Source organism: Paenarthrobacter sp. NPDC091711 (assembly GCF_044756605.1).
Taxonomy (GTDB): domain Bacteria; phylum Actinomycetota; class Actinomycetes; order Actinomycetales; family Micrococcaceae; genus Arthrobacter.
The window spans coordinates 399,139-423,537 of the sequence record NZ_JBIVTF010000003.1 but is presented as its reverse complement, the minus strand read 5'-3'; the positions used below and the strand labels follow the sequence as shown (position 1 = coordinate 423,537).

Here is a 24,399-nt window from a genome sequence, read left to right as displayed (position 1 = left end):
GCGCGTTCAGCGAACGTCCCCGTCCACGTAGAACCATCGCTTGTCTTCGCGGACGAAGCGGCTGATTTCGCGCTGGAGGCCGCGTTCGCCGTCGAGCCTGTAGTGCGCAGCGAACTCCACGGTTCCCGTCGTGTCCAAGGGGCCACCGTTCACTGTGGAAATGATGTCCAACCTCCGCCATTGCATGCCCGAATCCAGGTCCATGGACGTGGGACGGGTAGAACTGTGCCACGTGCGCAGCAGGTACGCCGGGTCCAGAAGCACGAAGGCCGAATACCTGGAGCGCATCAGCTGCTCAGCGGTAGGCGCATGGGCGTCGCCGCGGTGGAAGCATCCGCAGCAATCGTGGTACTGCTCCCCGGAGAGGCAGGGGCAGGCGCCGTTGCGGAGTCGGGCTAATTCAGGGGTCACGGGGTCCCAATCTGAGGCTGAAAATGAGAGCTGGGCAACATATTTTCCCACGTCATATAACAGCTTCGAAACAACCCCGCCAGAGGGTGGGGCGGGGCGTGATTCCGTCGGTGCTGGACCTTAGGCTATATAAGCAAGCTGGGTGGGCAATGGGCGCATCACAAAACGACGGCCAGGGGAGGCTAACGTGGAGGATCCGACAACACTCGCCATCAACCTGACGTATTTGGGGACACTGGGACTCGCGGTCCTGATGTTCCTGGGTCTGATGTTGATCGTCATCATCACGCTGGTGATCGCCGGAGTTGGACGGCTACTCTCCATCATCCTCTTGGCCATGGTGGGAATTTTCCCCAAGAAGGCCACCACCCCCATCGTTCACCTCCCTCAGCACCCTGCACGCGTGCCTGATCCCGCTGCTGGCGACGAATTCGAGCCGTCCGCACTGCCGGAGCCTGCTGCTGTTGCGGCGCCGGCTGCTGTTGCTGCACCGGCTGCTGTTTCCGCTCCCGCTGATGTTGCTACGCCGGCTGCGCCCAAGCGAGACTTCCTGGGAGGCGCCCGACGACGACTCTCGGGTGCAACTTCTGCGCTGAAGGAAGGCTCGTGGAAGGCAAAAGTAGACCCGCGCAACCTGCCGAAACCTGCTGAGGTCAAGTCAGTGGTGGAACATCAGACGGCGCACCACCCGATCGTTGTTGCTGCTGCCAAGGAACCGCCCGTCCTCGCGAAGGACTGGGCGGACGCCGTGGCAGAGGCAGACGAACGTGCGGCCGCACGCGCCAAAGCGCAACAGCCGCCGGCCATCAAGGTCACTGTCCGCGACCTTGACGAGCCAACGCCATCCTCCAATGGCCAAACTCCGTCTCCCAAGCGTCCGGATTTCCCACCCAAGAGGCCGGATCACGGACCCTCACAGGCCGGCGATGCCAACAGCACTGCCTCGGGCAACGGGGCCAAGAAGCCAGGCCCGAACACTTCCAAGACTGGAAAGTCTCCGAGCCCGATTCGAAAAGGCTCCCTGAGCGGCGCAAGCCGCAACTCGTAGTTCCCGGCTAGGCAGCCAGCTGCCGGGCCCGGCCCAGCGACGACCGGCGTCCGCCGATCCAAGCACCCAGCGCAGCGCCCATCAGGACTGCCGGGACCCACAGAATCAAGTGGCCACTCCACATCCCCGTGGAGAAAATGTCCATAACCACCTCAACGGTGCTGGCAGAATTCCGGGGCGGGTCGCCGTCGAGCATGAACACGCCGTGGCGGTCCATCCAGACCGGCCCCTCAACGGCGAGCACGGCCAGCAAAGCTACAGAGCTGGCGGCGAGGGCCCAGAGGCCGGTCAAGAGTCCAAGGCGGAAGGATCGAGCCGTGAAAGCCGAAACCAAGGCGACCAGCAGAAGACGAGCGCCGGCACAGGAACGGTCACCATGAGCACCCCTGGACGCCCCTCGGGCAGCTGAAGGCGGGACGCCATGGCCACCGCCGCAGCGACAATAATGCCGGCGGCCAGTGGCAGGATCACCACCATCTTCAGTAGAGAAGGCGAACGATCGGTCTCCATGGGGTCAACTCTAAATAGCTGCCCATCAGGACACCATAGGGCTATGCCAAGAGTCGCGAGACCACTCAGGCAGCCAACTGCCGGAACGCGGCACCGTGGTAGATCAACGGCTTGGATTCAAGGTTGATGGTGGTCGCCTTGACCTCCAGAACGACGATGGCGTGATCCCCGGCAGGCGTCTCCGACACAACTTCGCATTCGAAGCCCAGCACGGCGCCGTCAATCAGCACCGCACCTGAATCGCTCACGCTGGTGTCCAGGCCAGCAAAACGATCACGGGTCTTGGAGGCCAGCTGGAGTGCTGCCCCTTCCTGTCCCTCGGCCAGCACCGAAACACCCAAGCGCTGGGCTTGGCGGAGCTTCGGCCAGGTGGTGGAGGAGTTCTGCACCGCGAACATCACCAACGGCGGCTCCAGTGATACGCCCACCGTGAAGGAAGATGCCACCAACGCTTCCGGCGTGAAATCCACCATCGCGCTGAAGGCAGCAACTCCGGATGGGAACTGCGCAAATGCTGCCTTGATGGCCGCCGTTTCTTCCACTGTGGTCTGTGTCATTCCGCTGTCCCCTTCGTGCGTTGCTTGAGTTCCCTCCCCATAATTCACCTGCTTCCGGGAACGGCAATATTTGTTGATTCACAAGACATTTGTGTTGCTGCGTGTCAAGAAATATCGCGAAGTAAGGCCTGTTCCATTACCTCGCAAGACGAAAAACGAAGAAGTTCTACCGCTTGCGTTTATGCCTCCGGCGGGCGTGTGTAGCCTCGATTGAACATCCACGGCCACCGACTCAGGCCTGGACATCAGCACTGTCCCACCACAGGAAGCCGACATGAGCCTCAACGAGCTACGAACGCTTGGACGCACTGGCGCCCTGATCAGCCCCCTCACGCTGGGCACCCTGAATTTCGGCACCGGCGCCGCACCCACGGGCCCGGCCGAGAGCATCCGCATCATCAAGACCGCCCTCGACGCCGGTATCACCAGCGTTGACACCGCAGACATCTACTCCCAGGGCGAAGCTGAGACCGTGGTTGGCCAGGCCATCCACAGCCGGCGCGACGACGTTTTCCTGGCCACAAAGTTCCACGGCCAGATGGGATCCAACCCGGCACACGCCGGCAACTCACGCCGGTGGATCGTCCGGGCTGTTGAGGACAGCTTGCGGCGGCTGAACACGGACAGGATCGACCTCTACCAAGCGCACCGTCCGGACTACAACACCGATCTCCTTGAGACCATCACCGCGCTCAACGACCTCATCCGGCAGGGCAAAATCCTCTATTACGGCACGTCCGTGTTCAGCCCGGCCCAGCTTGTTGAGGCCCAGTGGATCGCCAACACCAACCACCTCACGCCGCCCGTGGTGGATCAGGTTCCCTATTCCCTGCTGGTGCGCGCCAACGAACGCGACGTTTTCCCCATCACCCAGCAATACGGCGTCGGGGTTCTGAGTTACGGCCCGCTCGACGGCGGCTGGCTGGCCGGCGGTTATCGCGTCGGCGGGGGCCAGCCGGAGAGTTCGCGATCGGCAGCGGTTCCGGGCCGATTCGATGTGAACGCGCCCTTTAACCAGGGCAAGCTGCACGCCGCTGATGCCCTCGCGCAGCTTGCATCACGCCATGGGTTGACCCTGATACAGCTGGCCGTCGCCTTCGCCCTGAACCACCCGGCGGTCACCAGCGTGGTCATTGGACCGCGGACCGAGGATCACCTCACCGATTACTTGAAAGCCGCAGATGTGGTGCTCAGCGAAACGATCCTTGACGAAATCGACGACATCGTGGCCCCGGCCGTGAACTTCCTGGAGCGCGACGCCGGCACAGTTGCACCCCACCTTGAATACCCGGAACTACGACGCCGGTAGCCACCTTCAGTTGCGAGGCCTCCTCTGCGTCCCTCGCGCCCGGTTTGGCGCGCAGAGCGGGCCCCGCAACAAGGTATTGACGCGGGTTCGGCCGCGGCGTGATCCTTGACCTAAGTGCTGCGGCACTCCGCAGCGTTTAGCTTCCAGTAGAACGCCGCCGTCCCATGTCCAAGCACCACGTCAAACAAAGAGCAACGAAAGCAGCCAACCCAGGGCAGCCAACCCAAGGTCCGCTGACTCACGAAGAACTGCAACTCTCCGGGCGGAACCACTCCATGCCGCTTGAGGCCCTCCACGACGACATCACGCCGGCCGGGCTGCATTACCTGCTGATCCACTTCGACATCCCGCATGTTGCCGCTGAGACGTGGCGGCTTCGGCTGGGCGGCGCCGTTGACCGGAGCCTCGAGCTGAGTCTCGAGGACATCAAAGCGCGGCCCTCAGTCACCATGCCCGTCACCCTTGAATGCGCAGGAAACGGACGGTCGCTCCTGCAGCCACGTCCCGTCAGCCAACCCTGGGTTCTCGGTGCGGTGGGCACGGCAGAGTGGACCGGAACCCCGTTGGCACCCTTGCTGGAGGAAGCAGGCTTGGCGAGTGACGCCGTCGAACTTGTCTTTACCGGTGCCGACAACGGCATCCAAGGGGGCGTCGAAGAACCGTACGCGCGCAGCCTTTCGGTGGCGGAAGCCATGCATCCCGAAGTCATGCTGGTCTACGCCATGAACGGCAGTCCGCTGCCTATCCAGCACGGCTTTCCGCTCAGGTTGCTGGTGCCGGGCTGGTATGGCATGGCGAGTGTGAAGTGGTTGACGTCGATCGAAGCTGTGACGTCGCGATTCATGGGTTTCCAGCAGGCCGTCGCGTACCACTATCTCCAAGGACCCGATGGGCCGGGCCTGCCTGTGTCCCACATTCGCGTCCGCTCCCTGATGATTCCGCCCGGAATTCCAGACTTCTACACTCGGCGTCGTGTGGTGGATGCTGGGCCCGTGATGCTGCACGGGCGCGCCTGGTCCGGGCACGGTGAGGTGGATCGCGTGGAGGTGGGGATCGACGGCGAGTGGATGCCGGCGCACCTCGAGCCTGCTCCGGGCGACTTTGCCTGGCGCTCGTGGTCAATGGTGTGGGTGGCGAGCCCCGGTGAGCATGTGTTGCGGTGCCGGGCCATGGATTCGTCAGGCGCGCTCCAGCCCACTGAACAGGTGTGGAATTACCAGGGCATCGGGAACAACATGGCGCAGGTGGTTGAGGTGACGGTGCGGTAGTTTGGTGGGCTCGCCGAGATCGCTGGAACGGTGCGTGATCGCCGGAAGTCTCCAGCGATTTCGGCAGCTTCCCCGCGTTCTCGGAGGCTTCCCGCGTTCTCGCCAGCCCGCCCCGCCCCGGTTAGACTCGTTCCAATCATGAGTATCCCGCCTTCATCCCCGGCCAACGTCCGCGTCGACGCTTGGCTGTGGGCAATCCGCGCGTACAAGACCCGCTCCGCTGCCACGGCCGCCTGCCGGGCCGGGCACATCCGCGTCAACGGGAACCCGGTCAAGGCATCGCAGAGCGTGATCATCGGAGACACCATCCGCGTCCGGGAATCCGGCTGGGAACGGATCCTGGAGGTCCGGCGGCTCATCGCCAAGCGCGTAGGCGCCGAAGCGGCCTCGCACTGCTTTACTGACCACACTCCCCCGCGCCCCGTTGCCCCGAAGCTCGGACTCCCCCAGCGCGACCGCGGCGCCGGCCGGCCCACCAAGAAGGACCGCCGGGATATGGAGAAGCTGCGGGGCTAGGCCGGTCCTAATGGCGGTTATCCACAGGTCTCGTTTTCCGACATGAATAGTTGCCCGACCCCGGCCTAGACTGACCGGCACACCGCCAAACAGCTGCTGGGGAGCTTCGTCATGTCACGCCTTTCGTTTGCCACTTTTCCTTTTGTTCACGCCCGAACAGCAGTATTTTGTTTGACCGCTGTCGTCCTCCTCAGCGGCTGCCAGGGTGGCTCCGCACCGAGCAGCCCACCGTCAGAGACCAGCTCGACGACGGCGTCGCCCACCGTGAGCGCTTCGTCTCCGGCGGCTTCGGCTACTCCGGCTGCCTCCCCTGTATACAAGCCCGCCGACGCGACGGGGAAGGCACAGAACGTCCCCGTTCCCGTGATGCCGGAGCTGGCGAAAGAGAACTCAAAGGCCGGGCTGGAGGCGTTTATCGGGTACTGGTACGCGCAACTGAGCTACAGCTACGAGACGGGTTCTACCGAACAACTGAGGGCGCTGAGTAGTACGACTTGCGTCTTATGCGCGTCCCTCCGCAAGGGTGTGGAGAGCGCTTGGCTGGACGGGCGGTGGATCGCCGGGGCAACTATCAAGTCAGCGACCATTGAGGCTGACTTCGATCCATCGATTTCCACCCAGGTCGCCGTCGTGCAGGTCATCCAAGAACCTATTGAAATTAGGATGCCTGGCGGATCGCTTTATCAGGACCCCACCGCGGCAACGAATTCAGCAAGTCGAGCAGCCCTGACGTTCGAGAATCAGCGGTGGGTACTAACTGACCTGGGTTTGATCCGTTAGCTATGCAGACTTTCAAGCGTGTCACCGCCGCTCTCCTCGCCTCCACATTCATGGCCTTGGCGATGCAATGGGGAATCGCCAGTGCCAAAGACCCAAAGATAGATATTGGGTATGTCGACAATGGGCTGAACCTCAGTGCGACCCAGTGGACAAGAGACCCCGCCACCGGCAGTTTTATACCGTTCGTTGAAGGCAGCAGCACGGGTGCTGAGGACCCGAATCAGTACATGGCCGATGTTCATTGCCGGTCCGGCGGAACGGACACGCCAGATAGGGGCTGCCTCACCATGGAATGCCCGGCCAAAACACCTGACGGAGAAGAAGGCACCCCCGTGATCTGGCGGCAAGCCCCGAAATCCATCACAAACCCCACCTGGACCGACTACCCAGCAGTCAGCGGACCCACCTGCCTCTACGACCCCCAACCCGAGAACGTCCTGGCCAACATCGCCGCCCGAATCCTCAACGACTTCCGACAACTACCCATCAACCCCGGAACCTTCGAAGCCCAACCCTTCCCCCACACCCTCAAAGGCGGACCCACCAACTTCTACACCACCACCAACGAACAAACCTTCGACCTCACCATCCTCGGCCAAGCAGTCCACCTCACCGCCACACCCGCCAACTACAGCTACACCTTCGGCGACGGCACCACCCTCGGACCGACACCAGCCGCCGGCTACCCCATCCCCGAAACCGAATGGCTCACCACCGAAACACGCACCAGCCACAGCTACACCAACACCGGCAACTACCCAGCAACCATCACCACCAGCTTCACCGGCACCTACTCCGTCAACAACGGCCCACCACTACCCATCAACGGCACCCTCGACATCACCACACCCACCAAAACCATCCACGTCTGGAAAACAGAAAAAGCACTCGTCGCCGACACCTGCCAAGAAAACCCCAACTCTTGGGGCTGCCCCGGAGCAGAGAGCAGATAGACAGACGGCACCACCCATGAGTCAAAGTGGGCGGCGACGGACCATGAAGGCAGGGATCCCTCGCCTTAAGTGAAAAAAGAACCAGTTCCGAAGAGCCGATTCTTTTTCGCCTGCCGAACCCTAGGAGAACCAGGTACCTGGAGGGCCCATGAACAACAGGAAGCTAAAGACGGCTCCGACTGCAACGAGGGTGACAACTACGGCAAGAACCGGGTTCCGCAGAACCCAAGCCTGGGCTTCCTCGAAGCCCCCTTGAGGCTTCTCGCCTCCGGCAGCCAAACGCCATCCGCCGTCAAGGAGACCGCGGCGGTCGAGCGACTTCTCCGTGGGGATGGTGGCGTAGGGGATAACTGCTGAACCAATGGCGAGCAGGCCCGTCCGGGTGGACCACTTCTGGTTGATCCAGGTGAAGGCGGCCGTCGCGGCGTAGCAGAGGAACACGAAGCCGTGGATGCCTCCGGCAATACTCACACCAACGTCCGTGGTGCGTGTGACGTACTTGAGGAACAGCCCGATCAACAGCAGCGTCCATGTCACGGCCTCGGCAAAAGCTACGGTACGAAACAGGGTGCGGGGCTGCATGGAGGTCCTCAGGTAGAAAACGGGAGACACATACTATTTTACCGGCTGTAGAACTTAAAAGGCGTCGCGTCAGGAACCGAGTCATTACGACACTGGGAGCGCCTCCCGGTTGCGGATCCGCGAGTCTCCAAATTCAATGGCCACGGGAGCGATCTCCATCTCCGGCTCGTGGCGGGTGCGGGCCTTGCCCACCGCGATGTGGGGCAACCACCGGGGTGACCTGTAGCCGAGTGCGGGTGAGCTCAGGATGAAGTCGTCAATGTTGTCCAAGCCCAGATCGTCAAAGAGTATGTGCAGCCCTTGCACCAAAAGCGCTTGGTAGTCGTGCACTTCCTGCGGCACGTCCACTTCGAGTCCCATCAGACGTCCACCGCCCAGAGGGATCAGTTTGTCCGATTTCCCCAAAAAGCCCTGCAACACCGGCAACTCCGTCAACCAACTGGCGATCTCCGGAAGTGTCTTCTCCGGAGGAGACAACCCCTTGGTCCAGGCAGCAATGTCCCCGCCCAAGTCTTCGAAAATGCCGACGTGCATAAGGGTCAAGTGCAAGCCCTGAGGCTTCCGCAGGGAGTCGACGAACCGGTTCAGCCCCTCGTACTCCGAAGGACCTGCACCCACGCGCAGGACGGGCACCTCAACAGTGATCCGAGGTCCATGCGGTTTGCCTGCAGTGGCATTGCTGCCCGTCATGGTTGCCATTATGCGCCGAACGCCCTGCGAGCGGGAGGCCGACGGCGGAACCCGGCCGCCGCCGTCGTACTGCTTTCGGCGTTGTGCCGGGTTCTACTTCTTGGAGCGGGCCTGGACCAGGTTGGCGAAAGGTAGGCGTCCATGAGTGGCAACAAAGACTGCATGGTAGGCGGCCTCGGCAGAATTTACCTCGGAAGCCGGGAATTCCTTCCACGCGATGATGAGGTCCATCGCGTCACGGAGTTGCCAGATGAGCCGTGCGTCCCACACGACGGTGGGCCGTCCGCGGCCGTAGTCCAGGAACTCTTGGATCTGCTTGCGGAGCCCGCGGTTGCCTTGGCTTCCGGCGCTGGCTTTACCTACGTACAGCACAGAAGCGTCGGGCACCCATTCGGATTCCAGGGCTTCGCGCTTGAGCGAGGGGTCCTTTTTCTTGAACGTGCCAGCACTGCTCTTGCTGAGGAACACGGGCTCAAAATCGGCGGCACGAAGGATCGCGAAGATGCCGGGGCCTTGGGGAATCCTCATGGGATCGAGTTCGTCGATCGGCCGGAATCCAGTGAACCCGTCCTCCGTGAGGGACTTTTTGGTGAAGAGCATGGTCCATTGTGCGGGACCGCGCATCGCCCGGCCCAAAGACCGACGCAACGGGCGGCCCAAAGACTGGCCAAAGAGCGGCCAGTGACCCCAAAGCGTGAAGCGACTCTTTCAGCGTTGACACGCACTTGTGACCCGTGCCATATTCAAAGCGTGAACCTGTCAGACAGCCGGACAGCCGGACAGCAAGATCCCAAGGGTGGGCATACGCCCATCTCTCGCATTTCCGCAGCGGAGGCGGTCTTTGCGGCACTTCGACGCGCCATTGAAGGCGGCCAGTTCGATATCGGCACCAAGCTGAGTTCCGAGGCAACGCTTGCAGGCCAGTACGGCGTGAGCCGCTCGGTAATACGTGAAGCGCTGAGGTCTTGTAACACCTTGGGCCTCACCGTGACCAAGACCGGCAAGGGCACATTCATTGTGGCCAACAAGGTTGCTAATGACCTTACCTTGGGTCAGTACAGTGCACGTGATCTTAACGAAGCACGTCCTCACATCGAGATCCCGGCAGCGGGACTTGCGGCTCAAAGAAGGACCGAGGAAGAACTGGAGCACCTGAAGGACATCGTTCAGGAGATGCTCACCGAGAACGATCCCGAAGCTTGGGTGAACCTGGACGCCAGCTTCCATTCGGCCGTTGCCCGCGCCAGCGGAAACCGGGTGTTTGCCAGCGTCGTCTCGGATATCCGTGAGGCATTGGCCCACCAGTCCGAAACCTTGAACCTCGTCGCAGACCGGCAACACCGCTCGGATGAGGAACACGTCGCCGTACTTAACGCCATCGAAGCGGGCGACTCCGAAGCCGCAAGCAAAGCTATGGCCGCTCACCTGCAGGCCGTCAGCGTGGCACTGGACACGATCCTCAGCAAATGACACATCCAAAGGAAAGCATGCCAGTCACCGCCACCATGCCCGTCCCCGAAGCACCGGTCCACAAGGCCGCGCCCGGAGAAGCCACGCCCGAAGCAGCCGCGCCCGCAACAGCACAGGGCCTGAAAACGCCCCACCACGTCCCGCTCGTAGAGGTAACCCGCGACGGCTTGGTGGAGAGCATCCACTATGGATCGCTGATCGCCCTCCACAAAGACGGCGGCACTGCCGTCGAGGCCGGCGAACCGGATGCGCCGATGTACCCGCGTTCAAGCCTCAAGCCGTTGCAGGCTGTAGCCCTGCTCAAGGCGGGCCTGGATCTCCCCCAAAACCTCCTTGCCCTCACCGCTGCCAGCCACTCCGGCGCACCGATGCACCGCGACGGTGCCGCTGAGATCCTGAAACTGCACGGCCTCACCGAAGCGGCCTTGGGCAACAGCACGGACCTCCCCTATGGAGTGAAGGAGCGCGAGGATTGGCTGCGCGCCGGCAACGGCCCCACCCAAGTCGCGCAGAACTGCTCCGGCAAGCACGCGTCCATGACCGCCGTCTGCGTCATCAACGGCTGGCCTGTGGAGAGGTACTTGCACCCCGAGCACCCGCTGCAGGTCCTGGTCCGCGACACCATCACTGACCTCACAGGCGAGGAAGCCGCTGCTGTCAGCACGGACGGCTGCGGAACGCCTCTCTTCGCCCACACCCTGCATGGCATGGCGCGCGCTTATGGCCGTCTCGCCGCTGCCGACGAAAACACCGACGAAGGCAAAGTTGCCCACGCCATGCGCCGATTCCCGGAGATGGTGGCAGGTGAAGGCCGAGACATCACCGCCCTCATGCGTGCCGTTCCCGGCCTGCTCGCGAAGGACGGCTTCGAAGGCCTCCAGCTGGTTGGCCTCCCGGACGGCACCGGCGTCGCGGTGAAGATTTCCGACGGCGGCGATCGCGCCCGCATGCCCATCACCGTTGAGGTTCTTCGCCGGTTGGGCGTCGACGGCGGCAGCCTGGACACGCTTCAGAGCCCACCTGTGCTGGGCGGCGGCCTTCCGGTCGGCGAGCTCCGCGCAGCCCAAATTTTCAGCAACTAAACCAAGGACAGCTATGACCACCGTCGATCAGGCGATCCCCCTCCGTTCCGAACACGACCTTTTGGGCGACCGCAATGTACCCGCGGATGCCTACTGGGGCGTCCATACCCTCCGCGCCATCGAGAACTTTCCGATCACCGGGCAGCCCCTCTCCACCAACAAGCACCTGGTCAGGGGTCTGGCCGCCGTGAAGCAGGCAGCCGCACGCACTAACCACGAGCTTGGCTTGCTGGACGCCGAAAAGGCAGGTGCCATTGAACAGGCATGCCAGGACATCATGGACGGCATGCTTCACGAGCAGTTCATGGTGGACGTGATCCAGGGCGGCGCCGGTACCAGTTCCAACATGAACGCCAACGAGGTGATCGCCAACCGTGCCCTGGAGATCCTGGGTCACCCCAAGGGCGATTACTCCAAGCTTCACCCGAATGACCACGTCAACCTCAGCCAGTCCACCAACGACGTCTACCCGACGGCGGTGAACCTGGCCACGATCTTCTCCGTGAAGGAACTCCTTGAGGCCCTCGAAGAACTCGAGCTGGCCTTCGCTGAGAAGGGCCGGGAGTTCCGGACCGTAGTGAAGATGGGGCGCACGCAGTTGCAGGACGCGGTTCCCATGACTCTCGGCCAGGAGTTCGGCGGGTACGCCGTGACCATCGGTGAGGACCGCGCACGCCTGGACGAATCCCACATGCTGATCCACGAGATCAACCTTGGTGCCACGGCAATCGGCACGGGCCTGAATGCGCCGGCCGGATACGCGGAAGCCGCGTGCCGCCACCTGGCCGACATCACGGGCCTGCCCCTTCTCACTGCTGCTGACCTCATTGAGGCCACCCAGGACGTGGGCGCGTTCGTCCACCTGTCCGGTGTGCTGAAGCGCGTGGCAGTGAAACTCTCCAAGATTTGTAACGACCTCCGCTTGCTGTCCTCCGGACCGCGTGCGGGTTTGGGTGAGATCAACCTTCCGGCCGTTCAGTCCGGTTCGTCGATCATGCCCGGCAAGATCAATCCGGTGATCCCGGAAGTGGTCAGCCAGGTGGCGTACGAAGTCATCGGCAACGATGTCACCGTCACCATGGCCGCGGAGGCAGGCCAGCTTCAGCTGAATGCCTTCGAACCGATCATTGTGCACAGCCTGCACAAGAGCATCTCCCACCTGGAAGCAGCGTGCCGCACCCTTACGGCACGCTGCGTCCGGGGCATCACAGCAAACACCGAACGGCTACGGCTTACCGTGGAGCAGTCGATCGGTCTCGTCACGGCATTGAACCCGCATATCGGCTACGCCTCCGCCACCGCTATCGCCCAGGAAGCGCTGGCAACGGGCAAGGGCGTTGCAGAACTTGTGTTGGAGCACGGTCTCCTGACCGCCGCCCAGCTTGAAGAACTGCTGAGCCCCGAACGTCTGGCAAATCTCAGCAAATAGGCCGAAACTAGCCTGTAAGCGCACCGACCAGCCGTCCCGCCCCATGAGGCATACCCCCACGAGGCTTAGTTCTGCGTGCCCGAATCCTTCCCCGGACGCGCCCAGGACACCCCCAACAGGACACCCTTAAGGATTCCAATGACCAACCCCATCACGGACCACACGGTCCCGGCCCAAGCGCACGCCAGCGAGAAAGCCCTCCACAAGGAGGACTCCGGCTACCACAAGGACCTCAAGCCCCGCCAGATCCAGATGATTGCGATCGGCGGCGCGATCGGCACCGGGCTGTTCCTTGGCGCCGGTGGCCGACTCAACGCAGCTGGTCCTTCCCTTGTCATCGCCTACGCAGTCTGTGGCTTCTTCGCCTTCCTGATCCTCCGCGCCCTCGGTGAACTGGTTCTGCACCGCCCGTCGTCGGGATCCTTCGTTTCCTATGCCCGCGAGTTCTACGGCGAGAAGGCCGCGTTCGTCTCGGGCTGGTTCTACTGGATCAACTGGGCCACCACCACCATCGTGGACATCACCGCGGTGGCCCTGTACATGAACTTCTTCGGCAAATACATCGCCTGGATGGGTGCCGTTCCGCAGTGGGCCTGGGCGCTCATTGCTCTGGTGGTAGTCCTCTGCCTCAACCTGGTTTCCGTGAAGGTCTTCGGCGAAATGGAGTTCTGGTTCGCGCTGATCAAGGTGGCCGCCCTGGTGGCCTTCCTCCTGGTTGGCACGTACTTCGTCATCTTCGGCACCCCGGTGGATGGACAGGAAGTGGGCTTCAGCCTCATCTCGGACAACGGCGGCATCTTCCCCAACGGCATTCTGCCCATGATCATCCTGATGCAGGGTGTTCTGTTCGCGTACGCTTCGATCGAACTGGTGGGAACCGCTGCTGGTGAAACTGCCAATCCTGAGAAGATCATGCCCAAGGCCATCAACTCCGTGGTCTTCCGCATCGCCGTCTTCTACGTTGGTTCCGTCATCCTGCTGGCGCTCCTCCTCCCGTACACCGCTTACGAAAAGGGCGTGAGCCCCTTCGTGACGTTCTTTGGTTCCATTGGTGTTGAGGGCGTGGATGTCATCATGAACCTCGTGGTGCTCACCGCGGCGCTGTCCTCGTTGAACGCCGGCCTCTACTCCACCGGCCGCATCCTCCGCTCCATGTCCGTGGCCGGTTCGGCCCCGAAGTTCGCCCAGCGCATGAACAAGGCCGGCGTTCCGTACGGCGGCATCGCCATCACGGCCGGCGTCTCCCTGCTCGGTGTCCCGTTGAACTACCTGGTCCCGTCCGACGCCTTCGAAATCGTCCTGAACGTCGCATCAGTGGGCATCATCGTCACCTGGGCCACCATCGTCCTGTGCCAGATGCAGCTCAAACGCTGGTCCGACAAAGGCTGGGTGAAGCGCCCCTCCTTCCGGATGTTCGGCGCCCCGTACACGGGCTGGCTGTCCTTGGTCTTCCTGCTGGCCGTCCTGATCATGGTATTCATCGAATCGCCGCTCACCATGCTGGTCACCGCGGTTGCCTGCGGGCTCATGGTGTGGGGCTGGTACCTGTGCCGCAAGCAAATTCACGAGATTGCCGCCACCCGCGACGGTTACACGGGCAGCGCGCCGGTGATTGCCAACCGTCCGATGCCCGGTGGCGACAAGTAACAGCTGCAATAAGCTAAGCCCCGAGTAGCGAACGACGGCGGCACCCGGGTTCCGTAACAATCGGAACCCAGGTGCCGCCGTCGTGCGTTAACGCCCCCAACTGAGTAGCAGATCAGGTCGTTCCCAGCGCTGAGAACGACCTCAACTGCGACTCAGTTGGGTGCGGAGGCGTCGGAAACAGACATCCGATCATTCGTGGCTACTATTGGTCCATGGCTGTCACAGACGAGGCGATCAGCAAGATCAAAGACATGCTGATCCGCGGCGAACTCAAGGCCGGCGATCGACTTCCGCCGGAAAAGGAACTGAGCGAACGGCTCGGTCTTTCAAGGAGTTCGTTGCGCGAGGCCGTGAAAGCCCTCGAGCTGATACGCGTGTTGGATGTTCGCCGCGGCGACGGCACCTACGTGACCAGCCTCGACGCGAAGCTGCTCAACGAAGCCGTGGCCTTTGTGGTGGACCTGCACCAGGACCGCTCCATCTTGGAACTCTTTGAGGTCCGGCGAATCCTGGAACCCGCAACCGCCCACTTGGCGGCAAGCAAAATCACGCCGGTCGAGTTGCTGGCGCTGAGAAGCACCATGGACGGCATCGACGAGAACACGGACGTCGAGGAGCTCGTGGCCCATGACCTGCGCTTTCACAGCATCATCACCGAGGCCGCGGGAAACGACTACCTCGGGAGCCTCCTGGAAGCCCTGTCCAGCAGCACCGTGCGGGCCCGGATCTGGCGTGGGCTGACGCAGGAAAAAGCGGTGGCGCACACCTTGGCCGAACACCACGCGATCGCGGACGCCCTGGAACGAGGCGACGCCGAACTGGTGCGAGCCCTGGTGACCGTGCACATCAGCGGCGTGGAGAACTGGCTGCGGCAGTCGCTCTAACCCTGGGCCAAAAGGGTGACTCCCAAGCCGTAGGTCCGGATGGCCGTCTCCTCCAGAATCAGCTCCTGCTCCGAGGGACTCAGCGAGGACACCAGTTCCAGCAGCACATCCAGCGTCCGGCCATAGGGTGCACCCAACGTACTCACTGGCCAGTCGCAGCCAATCATCAAGCGTTCAGGCCCGAAAGCCTCCAACGCTGATTCGAACAGGGGCCGCAACGCATCCGGGGTGTACTCAACTCCGGGCAGGTGCAGTCCGGAAAGCTTGGCCACCGAGTTCGGTTCCCGTCCAAGCGACGTGAAGTCCGCGCGCCACGAGTCCATGAGGTCAGGATCAGCCAGCGGCGGCTTACCCAAGTGGTCCAGCACAACGGTCAGTTCCGGCATCTCGCGGGCGAGCCGAACCGCCGAACCAAGATGCCTGGGGAACGCATCCGGGATGTCCAGGGTGAGCCCGCGCTGAGCCACCAACACCAGGGAATCCCGGACAGCGGGAAGATCCAGAAAGTCGCTTCGCGGATCATCGTGGAGCAGGTGCCGCACTCCCTTGAAAACCGGGTGAGCAGAGAACCGGTGCAGCTGCTCCGCAGCTTCGGCCGGCGCATCCAACCTGATCCAGCCAACCACTCCAAACACCCAGGGATTCCGCGCGGCAATGGCCAGCATGCTCTCGGTATCGGCAACGGTGTCGTCGGCCTGCACCAGTACGGCTCCCCTGACCCCGGCAGCGTCCAACGCCTCGCGCGCCTCCTCTTCGCCGAAACTGCGGAAGAGAGCACCATGCTGCGGACCAAGCCACGAATAGTGCCGCACACCGCCGGTGACGAAAGAGTTCAGGGTCCACAAGTGGAGGTGCGAATCAATCACCGCCCAACACGCTCCAAAGCCTCCCACAGCCCTTCCGGTACGGGCACCTCCATACGGGCCGAGTTCGCGGCCACCTGTTCAGGGGAAGTCGCCCCGGCTGTCACGTTCACCACTGCCGGATGCCGCAACGGGAACTGAAGTGCCGCCGTCGGGAGTTCCACGCCGAAATCGCGGCAGAGGGCCGCGAGCGCACGCGCCCGTTCCAGTACCTCCGGCGGGGCCTGATCATAGTTGTAATGGGCGTCTTCGGGGACGTCGGGCCTGGCCAGGAGGCCGGAATTGTAGGCGCCAACGCTGACGACGCCGGTGCGGCGCTCCAGACAGCGTTCAAGCAGCGGGACGTCGGGCTGCTCAAGCAGCGTGTACCGTCCGGCGAGCATCACGAGGTCCAGATCGGCGGCTTCGACGCATTCCAGGGCAGCCTCGGCGGAGTTGATGCCGACACCAATGGCCCGGACCAATCCCTCGGAGCGCAGCTTCTCCAGAGCAGGAAGGCCCTGAGAGATTCCGGCGTGGAGATCGTGGACGTCGGGATCGTGGAGGTAGGCGATGTCCACCTGGTTCAAACCGAGCCGTTCCAAGGAGTCCTCGATGCTGCGCCGGATGCCCGCTTCGGAAAAGTCCCATACACGCCGGGTGGCGGCGGGGACGTCGAATCCTTCGGAGTCCTGTCCACCACTGGCGTTGGGTTCCAGAATCCTGCCTACCTTGGTGGAGATGATGAATTCCTCGCGGGGCTTGTCCCGGAGAACGGCACCCAATCTTTGCTCCGACAACCCCAGGCCGTAGTGGGGCGCGGTATCGAAGTAGCGGATTCCGGCGTCCCAGGCTGCCAGCACAGTTGCGAGCGCCTCTCCGTCGGGGATGGCCCGGTAGAGGTTTCCTATGCCCGCCCCGCCGAAGCCGAGCTTGCCGAGCTTGCCGAGCTTGCCGTGGTCGTGTGAGTTCATGGCAGTTCCCATACTTTCTGGATACCCGCATCCTCCCCTGAGTAATCGTCCTGGACCTCCAAAAGTTCAGCCATTCGCGCTTGCCACGGCACGTTGGCCGGATGGTGGGCGAGGGCATGCCGCATCGCTTGGTAGTCGTCCACGTCCACCACATGGAAGAGATGGAGTCCGCTGCGCCAGATCCGCCAGTTCCGTACGCCGGCTTCCTTGAGCGCTGCTACCAGTTCAGGGGGAATGTTGGCGTGGGCGTCGGCGTACTCCGCCTCCGTTCCTGCCTTCAGGCGGGTGTGGAGGGCGATGCTTTCAGTCACGAGCCGCGTCCTTGAGGTAGAGCTCCAAGACGGGAACCGCCACATCCGGCCGTTGAACGGGGAGTTTCACGGTGAGGGTGCCCGGCGGTTGGCCCCCGGGAATGGTGTTGAAGGCTTCCTGGTCCGGGTCGACTTCCTTGAGGAACACCTCGGATGCGTCGTTGAGGAGTTGGGCGTATTCCACCTTCCCTGCGAGCCCGGGGAGGTGAATGTACTCGAAGGGCCAGGCGAACAGGTGGACGTAGAGCCGGTTTCCCCGCTGCGTGTACCGGGCATCCGGCGGAGCGATGAACTGGGCGGGACCGGCTCCGTAGATGGAGCGGGAGTGCAATTTCATCCACTCCCCGATGCCCTCCAGAGAGGCCAGCGCACGCGGATCGATGCTCCCGCGTCCCGTGGGTCCGATGTTGAGCAGCAGGTTCCCGCCGTTGGAGACCCCGTCAACCAGCATGCGGATGAGCAGGTCCACGGTCTTGTAGTTGAGGTTGTCGCGGTGGTACCCCCAGCTCCCGTTCAGCGTTTGGCAGGCCTCCCAGGTGACCGCTTCGCCGTCGAGCATCATGGGTTCGGTGGGCTGGTACTGCTCAGGTGTGACCACATCCCCCGGGATACCCAGGCGATCGTTGACCACGATCCCGGGTTGAAGTTCCCGTACCATCGCCTGCAGCTTCTCGGAGTCCCAGTCATCGCTGCCCTTGCCGCCCCAAAATTCGGCGATCCTGGTGTCGGCGTAGGAGAAGTCGAAGAACAGGTAGTCGATGGTTCCGTAGTTGCTCAGGAGTTCCCGTACCTGACCGTGCAGGTACTCGCGGTAGCGTGCCATATCGCGCCCGGCATTCAGGCTTTCGACGTCGGCGCTGTTCCGTTGCGGATGTACCCCGTCAATGGTGAAGTCCGGGTGGTGCCAGTCGATCAGCGAGTGATAGAAGCCCACTCTGAGCCCTTCGGCGCGGAGTGCCTCCACATAGGGTGCGATCAGGTCACGGCCGGCGGGCGTGTTGGTGGCTTTGTAGTCCGTCAGCGCGGAATCCCAGAGGCAGAAGCCGTCGTGGTGCTTGGTGGTGAGGACTACGTACTTCATGCCGGCGTCCCGGGCAGCACGAGCCCATTCGCGGGGATCATAGAGGTCCGGATCAAAGCGTTGGAAGTACTTGGAGTACTCCTCCACAGTGGTTTCTTCCTGGTTCATCACCCACTCGTGCCGTGCCGGGAGCGCGTAGAGGCCCCAATGCACGAACATGCCAAGGCGTGCTTCTTCAAACCAAGGTGCGTGCCGGATCAACGGGATTCCTTCCAGACGGGGCCGTGGGGAAAGCTGTACGCGGCCAGTGTTTCACGGAGCATTTCGTTTCCAGCGCCAGGGTTCGACGGCGCCCAGTACGCGCCGTCGTGGACCACCACGGGAGTGGTGAAGTGTTGGTGGAGGTGGTCCACAAACTCAATCATGCGGTCCTCTTTGGTTCCGGACACGGCAACAAAATCAAACATGGACAAATGCTGTACGGCCTCGCATAGCCCAACGCCACCGGCATGCGGACACACGGGCACGCCAAACTTGGCTGCGAGCAGGAGGATGGCAACGTTCTCGTTCACTCCAGCAACGCGGGCGGCATCGATCTGGAGGACCTGGAGTGAGCCTGCCTGGAGCATTTGCTTGAACACCACCCGGTTCTGGACGTGCTCGCCGGTTGCCACGGGGATTGGCGCCACTCCCCGTGCGATGGCGGCATGGCCCAGGATGTCGTCCGGGCTGGTGGGTTCCTCGATCCAGGCGATGTCGTAGGGGGCAAGGTGGGCCATCCAGTCAATGGCGTCCTGGACATCCCAGCGCTGGTTGGCGTCCACTGCGATCTTGACGTCTGGCCCCACGGCTTCACGGGCTGCCCGGACGCGGCGGATGTCGTCCTCCAGGGAGGCGCCCACTTTCAGCTTGATCTGGGCAAATCCGTCAGCCACGGCTTCCTTGGCCAGCCGCGTCAGTTTCTCGTCGCTGTAACCAAGCCATCCCGGCGTCGTGGTGTATGCGGGGTAGCCCTCAGCGCGAAGTGCCGCTTTGCGCGCTTCCCTGCCGGGCTCGGCGGCGCGAAGGATGTTCAGCGCTTCGTTCGGAGTAAGCGCGTCCGTGAGGTAGCGGAAGTCCACCAGGGCTACGAGCTCCTCCGGTGTCATTCCGGCCAGCAACTCCCACAAGGGCAGTCCTGCACGCTTGGCTTTCAAATCCCACAGCGCATTCACCACGGCGCCGATTGCCATGTGCATGACGCCCTTCTCGGGCCCCAGCCACCTGAGTTGGGAGTCGTGCGCCAGCAGCTTCCAGGTGGCGCCCATGTCACTGAGCAGCGCCTCAACTGACCGGCCGAGCATGTGACCGCGCAAAGCATCGATCGCTGCGGTTTCCACCTCGTTGCCGCGTCCGATGGTAAACACGAAGCCATGGCCTTCGAGGTGATCGCCGGCATCGGTGCGGATGATCAGATACGCGGCGGAATAGTCCGGGTCCGGATTCATGGCATCCGAGCCGTCCAATTCAAGGGATGTTGGGAAGCGGATATCGAACGTATCCATGGCGGTGATGGTGCTCATGCGGCTCCTGAAGTGCGTCACGATTCTTCACCGAGCCTAAACATCCGATGTCTACCTTGTCAATGGGTCACATTTCCGTATTATGGGGGAAAACACCACACTAGAGCTCGGATGTTAGTCCCGAACGCACGGAGGAAGCCATGACCTTGAAATTCGCCAGGCTGGGTACAGCCGGAAACGAACAACCGGCCGTCATTGCCCAGGACGCCGACGGCACCGAGAAGTACTTCAGCCTTTCTGCCCTGACTACCGACATCGACGGCGGTTTCCTCGCCTCCGACGGCATCGGAAGGGCCCGCGAAGCCCTGGACAAAGGGGAACTTCCCGAAATCTCACCGGAGGGCCTGCGCATCGGCGCGCCCGTGGCACGTCCCGGCGCCGTGGTAGCCATCGGCCTCAACTACACGGCCCACGCCGCCGAATCCGGCGCGACCCCGCCCGAAGTTCCCGTGGTATTCCTGAAGCCGAGCAACACCGTCGCTGGCCCTTTCGACGCCGCCCCCATCCCGCCGTCGTCGGAAAAGTACGACTGGGAAGTGGAATTGGCGATCGTGATCGGCCGGGAAGCGTCATACCTTTCCTCCGTCTCCGACGCCGAAGACTGCATCGCGGGCTACGCCGTGGCCAACGACCTCTCGGAGCGCGACTACCAGATTCCTGGCGCTGCAGGACAGTGGACCAAGGGCAAATCCCTCCCCGGCTCCACTCCCCTGGGCCCGTGGCTGGTTCCAGCTGCCGACGTCGACGCCAGCAGCCTGCGCCTCAAGACACTGGTCAACGGCGAGGGCCGCCAGGACTCCAGTACCACGGACATGATCTTCGACCCCGCCACGATCGTCCACCACCTCAGCCAATACATGGTCCTGGAACCGGGCGACGTGATCATCACCGGCACCCCGGAGGGCGTGGCAATGTCCGGCCGTTTCCCCTTCATTCAGCCCGGCGATGTGGTGGAGCTGGAAATTGAAGGACTGGGACGCCAGCGGCAGGAGTACTTCCGCGCACAGGCCGGCTCCCGATCCGGGGCAACCGCTCCCGTCAGCATCAACGCCTGAGCCCGCCATGGCACCCTCGGCGGGCAACGAGTTCCACGGACTGACAGCACTTGTTACCGGCGGCGCCTCCGGAATCGGGGCAGCCATCGCGGACCGCCTCGCCGCCGGGGGTGCACAGGTTGCGGTCCTGGACCTCGCGCCCGAAAGCAGCCCGCATTTCGGAGTGCAGTGCAACGTAGCCGACGACTCGTCGGTGCGTACCGCCGTCGAGCACGTAGTGCAGCACTTCGGTGGCCTGGACATCGTGATCAACAATGCGGGCATCGGAGCGCAAGGCGACATCTCGGCCAACGATGACGACGAATGGCTGCGTGTCCTCAACGTCAACGTGGTGGGCATAGCGCGCGTCAGCCGGGCAGCCCTGCCGTACCTGCGCAGATCCCCGGCGGCGGCGATCGTGAACACCTGCTCCATCGCGGCGACGGCCGGACTCCCGCAGCGTGCCCTGTACTCGGCATCGAAAGGTGCAGTGTTGTCGCTGACGCTCGCCATGGCCGCGGACCACGTCCGTGAGGGCATCCGCGTGAATTGCGTGAACCCCGGCACCGTGGATACTCCGTGGGTTGGCCGGTTGCTCAACTCCGCAGCCGACCCCGCCGGCGAGCGCGCTGCCCTTAACGCCCGCCAACCGCACGGCCGGATGGTGGACCCTGCTGAGGTGGCCGGCGCCGTCGCTTACCTGGCGAGCCCGCTGTCCGGTTCGACGTCGGGGACCTCACTGGCGGTCGACGGCGGCATGCAAGGATTGCGCCTCCGCCCGGTTCAGTAGCCGGTGGGTGGGGGTGAATCAGTAGAGCCCGTTGAAGATGTTCCACCCCCAGCCCACGGTTTCGACGCCCTTCCAGCCGCCGTGCCCGTCGCCGTAGTACATCACCAGATCCCCGGCGGCGTTGACACCGTGAACGTCATTAACGCCGTCGCGGTTAAAGTCTCCGGCGCTCCCGATGCTGGTCAGGGCATTCCAGCCCTGGCCAATTTGGCGTGAGCTGGTCCATCCACCGGCACCATCGCCGCCGTAGAAATAAAGTCGTCCGGCTTTGTCCTTGGCCAGGACGTCCACGTTGCCATCGCCGTCAAAGTCGCCGGGACCGATCAGGAGATCCATGACGTCCCAGCCGTGGCCCACCTTCATCCTGGGACTCCAACCTCCCCACGGGTGAGAGGGGAAGACGTAGAGGTCCCCGTTCGCCTCGCTGCCCAGGAGATCGTTGAGGCCATCACCGTCGAAGTCGCCGGGACCCACCACTTTGTCGATGCTGTTCCACCCCCAGCCCACGGCATGGCGGAAGGTGTAGAACCCGCCGTCGCCTGTTCCCTGGAAGCGGTAGAGCGTGCCCGAAGTGTCCGTGGCCATGAGATCGCTGATGCCATCCGTGGTGAAGTCACCCGCGGCAAAAATTCTGGTGAACACGTCCCAACCGGGTCCCACCTGCCGGGTTTCCTGCCAACCCTGGACCTGGTCCCTTCCCAGATACATCATGAGTGTTCCGTCATGCTTCCGGGCCATCAGTTCGAAGACACCCCTGCCGGTAAAGCCCTCTGCCCGCATGGGTTCTTTGCGGATCTCCTCCGACTCGCCGGTGACCACTTCCTGGCCGGCACAGTTGGTGGGCGACCCCGTGGCGATCGCAGAGATCCGGCCGCCGAGGTCATCAGCTTCCAGGGAGTAGAGGTATGGGGAATAGGGCGGGCTGGTCTCCACAGGTTCGCCGTCCCGGAGCCACTGAATGGAATAGCTGGGCTCGCCACTACCGCCGCAGTTGGCGAAGTAGGCCGGAGCCCCTTCCACGGACAGGACCGCACCCACGATCGGGTGGCCATAGACCGTCACGTCCTGCGCGTCCGCCGCATGAGCGGCCGGTGCTTGCGCGGCCGGCGCCAACGTTGCGCCCACTAGCAACGCAGCCATTACTCCCGCCGCGCTGATTCTTCTCCCGGATAACAGGCCCACGTTTCTCCCTCGAAAAGTGCCATATGGGCCCATCCTAGGAGGCCCGCCCGACGGTGGGACGAACGCGGGCGGCGACAGGCCGTCGTCGTGCGTTATTGCCCAAGACGGCCTCCGTTGCGTAACGCAACGGGCCCGCAACCTCCTGCAGCGGTGCTTCGCCTATGCTCAACTCCAAGAGATCAACGGCGACTCACTTAGCAGACTCAGGAGATACAGCCATGAGCAACTGGCGCATCAGGGACTTTCACTCGTCCGATTTGGACGGCATCCTGCACCTCTGGGAGTCACTCAAGGCAGACGGCGTGGAGCCTGTGTACGCGTTGTCGGAGGTCCTGGCGTCCTGCGAAAAGGACCATGCCGTGGTGGCGGTGCAGGGCGAGCAGGTGGTGGGCGCCGCCGTCGGACGCGCCGCGCACGACCAAGGCTGGATCGTCTTCCTGGCCACCCTCACCGAGTTCCGCGGCCGCGGCATCGGCACCTCGCTGCTGTCCGCCGTCGAGAATCGTATGGCCCCGCACGGACTCAATAAACTCTCCGCGCTCATGCCGGAAACGGAAACGCGGGTGGAAGCGTTCCTGGGCCGCGGATTCGTGGTGAAGAAAAACCTGCGCTACTTCGAGCGGACCATCCCGGTGCAAAGGCAGGAACTCGGAGCCTTGGGGCTGCTCGGCGGACGCATCCTTGCCCGCGATCTCTGGGAGAACGTGGCAGGCATGCGCCGCGAGAAGGAACTCCTGGAACGTCGCCTGGTACTCCCCCTGGCAGAGGCAGACCTCGCCGACGAATACGGTGTGGTTCCACCCCGGGCCGTGGTGCTTTTCGGCCCTCCGGGCACGGGCAAGACCACGTTCGCCAAGGCCATCGCTTCCCGCTTGGAGTGGCCGTTCGTTGAGGTATTCCCGTCGCGCCTGGCCGCCGATCCCAAGGGCCTGGCGGGTGCGCTGCGAGAGACATTCCTGGAAATCGCCGAGCTGGAACACGCCGTAGTGTTCATCGACGAGGTGGAGGAGATCGCGTCCCAACGTGCCGGTGATCCGCCGTCACCGTTGCAGGGCGTCACCAACGAGCTCCTCAAGATCATCCCGGCCTTCCGCGAACAACCCGGCCGATTGCTGGTGTGCGCCACCAACTTCATCCGCGCGCTGGACACCGCGTTCCTGCGCCACGGCCGGTTCGATTACGTCATCCCCATCGGCCTCCCGGACGTCCATGCCCGCGAAGCCATGTGGCAGCGATTCATCCCTGCCTCCGTGGTGGACTCGGTTGATATTGCCCAGCTGGTGGAACGGACCGAGGGCTTCTCACCCGCGGACATCGAGTTCGCCGCCCGCAGCGCCTCCCAACGGGCTTTGGAAAAAGCCGTGTACGACGACGACGGCTCAGGTCTCGCGTCCAACGGGCGGAAGGGGCCGGTCACGCAGGACTACCTCGACGCAATCGGCGACACCCGCACGACGGTGAGTCCTGAGGTGCATCAGGATTTCCTGGAAGACATTGACGTTCTGGGGCGTGTATAGGGTTCCCCTCCGCGAGTTCGCCGGAACAGT

27 protein-coding genes are annotated in these 24,399 nt (G+C 63.1%); 14 read left to right on the top strand and 13 right to left on the bottom strand.

The annotated features are described in order from the left end of the window. Window positions 1-6 precede the first annotated feature (6 nt). A complete protein-coding gene (locus ACIQH5_RS07795; RefSeq protein ID WP_400401812.1) occupies window positions 7-411 on the bottom strand; it encodes a YchJ family protein in 405 nt (134 codons plus the stop codon). 187 nt (window positions 412-598) lie between these two features. On the opposite strand from ACIQH5_RS07795, the gene ACIQH5_RS07790 reads away from it, so the two are divergent. After that, window positions 599-1,459 (top strand): hypothetical protein, encoded by an 861-nt coding sequence (locus tag ACIQH5_RS07790; RefSeq protein WP_400401809.1) that lies wholly within the window; start codon window positions 599-601, stop codon window positions 1,457-1,459. Window positions 1,460-1,466: 7 nt separating this feature from the next. On the opposite strand, the gene ACIQH5_RS07785 is transcribed toward ACIQH5_RS07790, so the two are convergent. The 3 genes from ACIQH5_RS07785 to ACIQH5_RS07775 all read right to left on the bottom strand — a co-directional run bounded on the left by ACIQH5_RS07785 (window position 1,467) and on the right by ACIQH5_RS07775 (window position 2,526). Continuing rightward, window positions 1,467-1,751 carry a hypothetical protein gene (locus ACIQH5_RS07785; protein ID WP_400401807.1) on the bottom strand — a complete coding sequence of 95 codons (285 nt, stop codon included), beginning with the start codon at window positions 1,749-1,751 and terminating at the stop codon, window positions 1,467-1,469. Next, window positions 1,748-1,969: a hypothetical protein gene (locus ACIQH5_RS07780; RefSeq protein ID WP_400401804.1), complete on the bottom strand. Its 222-nt coding sequence runs from the start codon at window positions 1,967-1,969 to the stop codon at window positions 1,748-1,750. Before ACIQH5_RS07780 ends, ACIQH5_RS07785 begins: the two co-directional genes overlap by 4 nt. Window positions 1,970-2,034: 65 nt before the next feature. Next, window positions 2,035-2,526, bottom strand: a complete 492-nt coding sequence (locus ACIQH5_RS07775; protein ID WP_062072783.1) for a flavin reductase family protein — start codon at window positions 2,524-2,526, stop codon at window positions 2,035-2,037. Between the two features lie 274 nt (window positions 2,527-2,800). Between ACIQH5_RS07775 and ACIQH5_RS07770 the strand changes: the two genes are divergently transcribed. The 5 genes from ACIQH5_RS07770 to ACIQH5_RS07750 all read left to right on the top strand — a co-directional run bounded on the left by ACIQH5_RS07770 (window position 2,801) and on the right by ACIQH5_RS07750 (window position 7,352). Further along, the gene (locus ACIQH5_RS07770; protein ID WP_400401802.1) at window positions 2,801-3,835 is read left to right on the top strand and encodes an aldo/keto reductase; all 1,035 of its coding nucleotides are present in this window, start codon (window positions 2,801-2,803) and stop codon (window positions 3,833-3,835) included. Between the two features lie 164 nt (window positions 3,836-3,999). Next, window positions 4,000-5,103 (top strand): sulfite oxidase, encoded by a 1,104-nt coding sequence (locus tag ACIQH5_RS07765; protein ID WP_400401799.1) that lies wholly within the window; start codon window positions 4,000-4,002, stop codon window positions 5,101-5,103. A 138-nt stretch (window positions 5,104-5,241) separates the two neighbouring features. Beyond that, window positions 5,242-5,619, top strand: a complete 378-nt coding sequence (locus tag ACIQH5_RS07760) for an RNA-binding S4 domain-containing protein (protein ID WP_214822049.1) — start codon at window positions 5,242-5,244, stop codon at window positions 5,617-5,619. A 171-nt stretch (window positions 5,620-5,790) separates the two neighbouring features. Beyond that, window positions 5,791-6,399, top strand: a complete 609-nt coding sequence (locus ACIQH5_RS07755; protein WP_400401796.1) for a DUF6318 family protein — start codon at window positions 5,791-5,793, stop codon at window positions 6,397-6,399. Between the two features lie 2 nt (window positions 6,400-6,401). Further along, the gene (locus ACIQH5_RS07750; RefSeq protein WP_400401793.1) at window positions 6,402-7,352 is read left to right on the top strand and encodes a hypothetical protein; all 951 of its coding nucleotides are present in this window, start codon (window positions 6,402-6,404) and stop codon (window positions 7,350-7,352) included. Between the two features lie 120 nt (window positions 7,353-7,472). Here the strand turns inward: ACIQH5_RS07750 and ACIQH5_RS07745 are convergent, their stop codons facing one another. The 3 genes from ACIQH5_RS07745 to ACIQH5_RS07735 form a co-directional block, all read right to left on the bottom strand. Further along, window positions 7,473-7,934, bottom strand: a complete 462-nt coding sequence (locus tag ACIQH5_RS07745; protein ID WP_400401791.1) for a DUF3817 domain-containing protein — start codon at window positions 7,932-7,934, stop codon at window positions 7,473-7,475. A gap of 84 nt (window positions 7,935-8,018) precedes the next feature. Further along, entirely contained in the window at window positions 8,019-8,624 is a 606-nt protein-coding gene (locus tag ACIQH5_RS07740; protein WP_400401789.1) for a hypothetical protein, read from the bottom strand. A 93-nt stretch (window positions 8,625-8,717) separates the two neighbouring features. Continuing rightward, a complete protein-coding gene (locus ACIQH5_RS07735; RefSeq protein ID WP_400401786.1) occupies window positions 8,718-9,224 on the bottom strand; it encodes a hypothetical protein in 507 nt (168 codons plus the stop codon). 150 nt (window positions 9,225-9,374) lie between these two features. On the opposite strand from ACIQH5_RS07735, the gene ACIQH5_RS07730 reads away from it, so the two are divergent. From ACIQH5_RS07730 to ACIQH5_RS07710, 5 genes are all read left to right on the top strand, one after another. Then, entirely contained in the window at window positions 9,375-10,094 is a 720-nt protein-coding gene (locus ACIQH5_RS07730) for a FadR/GntR family transcriptional regulator (protein ID WP_400401784.1), read from the top strand. A 35-nt stretch (window positions 10,095-10,129) separates the two neighbouring features. Continuing rightward, window positions 10,130-11,176 carry an asparaginase gene (locus ACIQH5_RS07725; protein WP_400401880.1) on the top strand — a complete coding sequence of 349 codons (1,047 nt, stop codon included), beginning with the start codon at window positions 10,130-10,132 and terminating at the stop codon, window positions 11,174-11,176. A gap of 13 nt (window positions 11,177-11,189) precedes the next feature. Next, window positions 11,190-12,605, top strand: a complete 1,416-nt coding sequence (locus ACIQH5_RS07720; RefSeq protein ID WP_400401782.1) for an aspartate ammonia-lyase — start codon at window positions 11,190-11,192, stop codon at window positions 12,603-12,605. Between the two features lie 138 nt (window positions 12,606-12,743). Further along, a complete protein-coding gene (locus ACIQH5_RS07715) occupies window positions 12,744-14,252 on the top strand; it encodes an amino acid permease (protein WP_400401780.1) in 1,509 nt (502 codons plus the stop codon). A 212-nt stretch (window positions 14,253-14,464) separates the two neighbouring features. Next, window positions 14,465-15,136 carry a FadR/GntR family transcriptional regulator gene (locus tag ACIQH5_RS07710; protein WP_400401779.1) on the top strand — a complete coding sequence of 224 codons (672 nt, stop codon included), beginning with the start codon at window positions 14,465-14,467 and terminating at the stop codon, window positions 15,134-15,136. Here ACIQH5_RS07710 and ACIQH5_RS07705 read toward each other — a convergent pair. Genes ACIQH5_RS07705 through ACIQH5_RS07685 form a run of 5 tightly spaced genes read right to left on the bottom strand, consistent with a single transcriptional unit; the run spans window position 15,133 to window position 19,846 of the window. After that, the gene (locus ACIQH5_RS07705) at window positions 15,133-16,002 is read right to left on the bottom strand and encodes an amidohydrolase family protein (protein ID WP_400401777.1); all 870 of its coding nucleotides are present in this window, start codon (window positions 16,000-16,002) and stop codon (window positions 15,133-15,135) included. The genes ACIQH5_RS07710 and ACIQH5_RS07705 overlap by 4 nt on opposite strands. Beyond that, window positions 15,999-16,964 carry an aldo/keto reductase gene (locus ACIQH5_RS07700; protein ID WP_400401775.1) on the bottom strand — a complete coding sequence of 322 codons (966 nt, stop codon included), beginning with the start codon at window positions 16,962-16,964 and terminating at the stop codon, window positions 15,999-16,001. Before ACIQH5_RS07700 ends, ACIQH5_RS07705 begins: the two co-directional genes overlap by 4 nt. Next, window positions 16,949-17,263: an L-rhamnose mutarotase gene (locus tag ACIQH5_RS07695; RefSeq protein ID WP_400401773.1), complete on the bottom strand. Its 315-nt coding sequence runs from the start codon at window positions 17,261-17,263 to the stop codon at window positions 16,949-16,951. The genes ACIQH5_RS07700 and ACIQH5_RS07695 overlap by 16 nt, the downstream gene beginning before the upstream one ends. Next, window positions 17,256-18,545: an alpha-L-fucosidase gene (locus ACIQH5_RS07690; RefSeq protein ID WP_400401771.1), complete on the bottom strand. Its 1,290-nt coding sequence runs from the start codon at window positions 18,543-18,545 to the stop codon at window positions 17,256-17,258. The genes ACIQH5_RS07695 and ACIQH5_RS07690 overlap by 8 nt, the downstream gene beginning before the upstream one ends. Then, entirely contained in the window at window positions 18,542-19,846 is a 1,305-nt protein-coding gene (locus tag ACIQH5_RS07685; RefSeq protein WP_400401769.1) for an L-fuconate dehydratase, read from the bottom strand. Before ACIQH5_RS07685 ends, ACIQH5_RS07690 begins: the two co-directional genes overlap by 4 nt. Before the next feature lie 140 nt (window positions 19,847-19,986). Between ACIQH5_RS07685 and ACIQH5_RS07680 the strand changes: the two genes are divergently transcribed. Together ACIQH5_RS07680 and ACIQH5_RS07675 are read left to right on the top strand one after the other, a co-directional pair. Further along, window positions 19,987-20,901, top strand: coding sequence for a fumarylacetoacetate hydrolase family protein (locus ACIQH5_RS07680; protein WP_400401767.1), 915 nt, complete (start codon window positions 19,987-19,989; stop codon window positions 20,899-20,901). A 7-nt stretch (window positions 20,902-20,908) separates the two neighbouring features. Next, entirely contained in the window at window positions 20,909-21,670 is a 762-nt protein-coding gene (locus tag ACIQH5_RS07675) for an SDR family NAD(P)-dependent oxidoreductase (RefSeq protein ID WP_400401765.1), read from the top strand. An 18-nt stretch (window positions 21,671-21,688) separates the two neighbouring features. Here ACIQH5_RS07675 and ACIQH5_RS07670 read toward each other — a convergent pair whose 3' ends face one another. Then, window positions 21,689-22,810 carry an FG-GAP-like repeat-containing protein gene (locus ACIQH5_RS07670; RefSeq protein ID WP_400401762.1) on the bottom strand — a complete coding sequence of 374 codons (1,122 nt, stop codon included), beginning with the start codon at window positions 22,808-22,810 and terminating at the stop codon, window positions 21,689-21,691. 260 nt (window positions 22,811-23,070) lie between these two features. On the opposite strand from ACIQH5_RS07670, the gene ACIQH5_RS07665 reads away from it, so the two are divergent. Next, entirely contained in the window at window positions 23,071-24,369 is a 1,299-nt protein-coding gene (locus tag ACIQH5_RS07665) for an ATP-binding protein (protein ID WP_400401760.1), read from the top strand. The last annotated feature ends 30 nt before the right edge of the window (window positions 24,370-24,399 follow it).

Coding starts and splice junctions, on each gene's coding strand:
- ACIQH5_RS07715 (WP_400401780.1), top strand. CDS start 12,744: ATGACCAACCCCATCACGGACCACACGGTCCCGGCCCAAGCGCACGCC.
- ACIQH5_RS07725 (WP_400401880.1), top strand. CDS start 10,130: ATGCCCGTCCCCGAAGCACCGGTCCACAAGGCCGCGCCCGGAGAAGCC.
- ACIQH5_RS07765 (WP_400401799.1), top strand. CDS start 4,000: ATGTCCAAGCACCACGTCAAACAAAGAGCAACGAAAGCAGCCAACCCA.
- ACIQH5_RS07675 (WP_400401765.1), top strand. CDS start 20,909: ATGGCACCCTCGGCGGGCAACGAGTTCCACGGACTGACAGCACTTGTT.
- ACIQH5_RS07760 (WP_214822049.1), top strand. CDS start 5,242: ATGAGTATCCCGCCTTCATCCCCGGCCAACGTCCGCGTCGACGCTTGG.
- ACIQH5_RS07775 (WP_062072783.1), bottom strand. CDS start 2,526: ATGACACAGACCACAGTGGAAGAAACGGCGGCCATCAAGGCAGCATTT.
- ACIQH5_RS07685 (WP_400401769.1), bottom strand. CDS start 19,846: ATGAGCACCATCACCGCCATGGATACGTTCGATATCCGCTTCCCAACA.
- ACIQH5_RS07745 (WP_400401791.1), bottom strand. CDS start 7,934: ATGCAGCCCCGCACCCTGTTTCGTACCGTAGCTTTTGCCGAGGCCGTG.
- ACIQH5_RS07740 (WP_400401789.1), bottom strand. CDS start 8,624: ATGACGGGCAGCAATGCCACTGCAGGCAAACCGCATGGACCTCGGATC.
- ACIQH5_RS07700 (WP_400401775.1), bottom strand. CDS start 16,964: ATGGGAACTGCCATGAACTCACACGACCACGGCAAGCTCGGCAAGCTC.
- ACIQH5_RS07680 (WP_400401767.1), top strand. CDS start 19,987: ATGACCTTGAAATTCGCCAGGCTGGGTACAGCCGGAAACGAACAACCG.
- ACIQH5_RS07750 (WP_400401793.1), top strand. CDS start 6,402: ATGCAGACTTTCAAGCGTGTCACCGCCGCTCTCCTCGCCTCCACATTC.
- ACIQH5_RS07770 (WP_400401802.1), top strand. CDS start 2,801: ATGAGCCTCAACGAGCTACGAACGCTTGGACGCACTGGCGCCCTGATC.
- ACIQH5_RS07780 (WP_400401804.1), bottom strand. CDS start 1,969: ATGGAGACCGATCGTTCGCCTTCTCTACTGAAGATGGTGGTGATCCTG.
- ACIQH5_RS07670 (WP_400401762.1), bottom strand. CDS start 22,810: ATGGCTGCGTTGCTAGTGGGCGCAACGTTGGCGCCGGCCGCGCAAGCA.
- ACIQH5_RS07720 (WP_400401782.1), top strand. CDS start 11,190: ATGACCACCGTCGATCAGGCGATCCCCCTCCGTTCCGAACACGACCTT.
- ACIQH5_RS07735 (WP_400401786.1), bottom strand. CDS start 9,224: ATGCTCTTCACCAAAAAGTCCCTCACGGAGGACGGGTTCACTGGATTC.
- ACIQH5_RS07710 (WP_400401779.1), top strand. CDS start 14,465: ATGGCTGTCACAGACGAGGCGATCAGCAAGATCAAAGACATGCTGATC.
- ACIQH5_RS07665 (WP_400401760.1), top strand. CDS start 23,071: ATGAGCAACTGGCGCATCAGGGACTTTCACTCGTCCGATTTGGACGGC.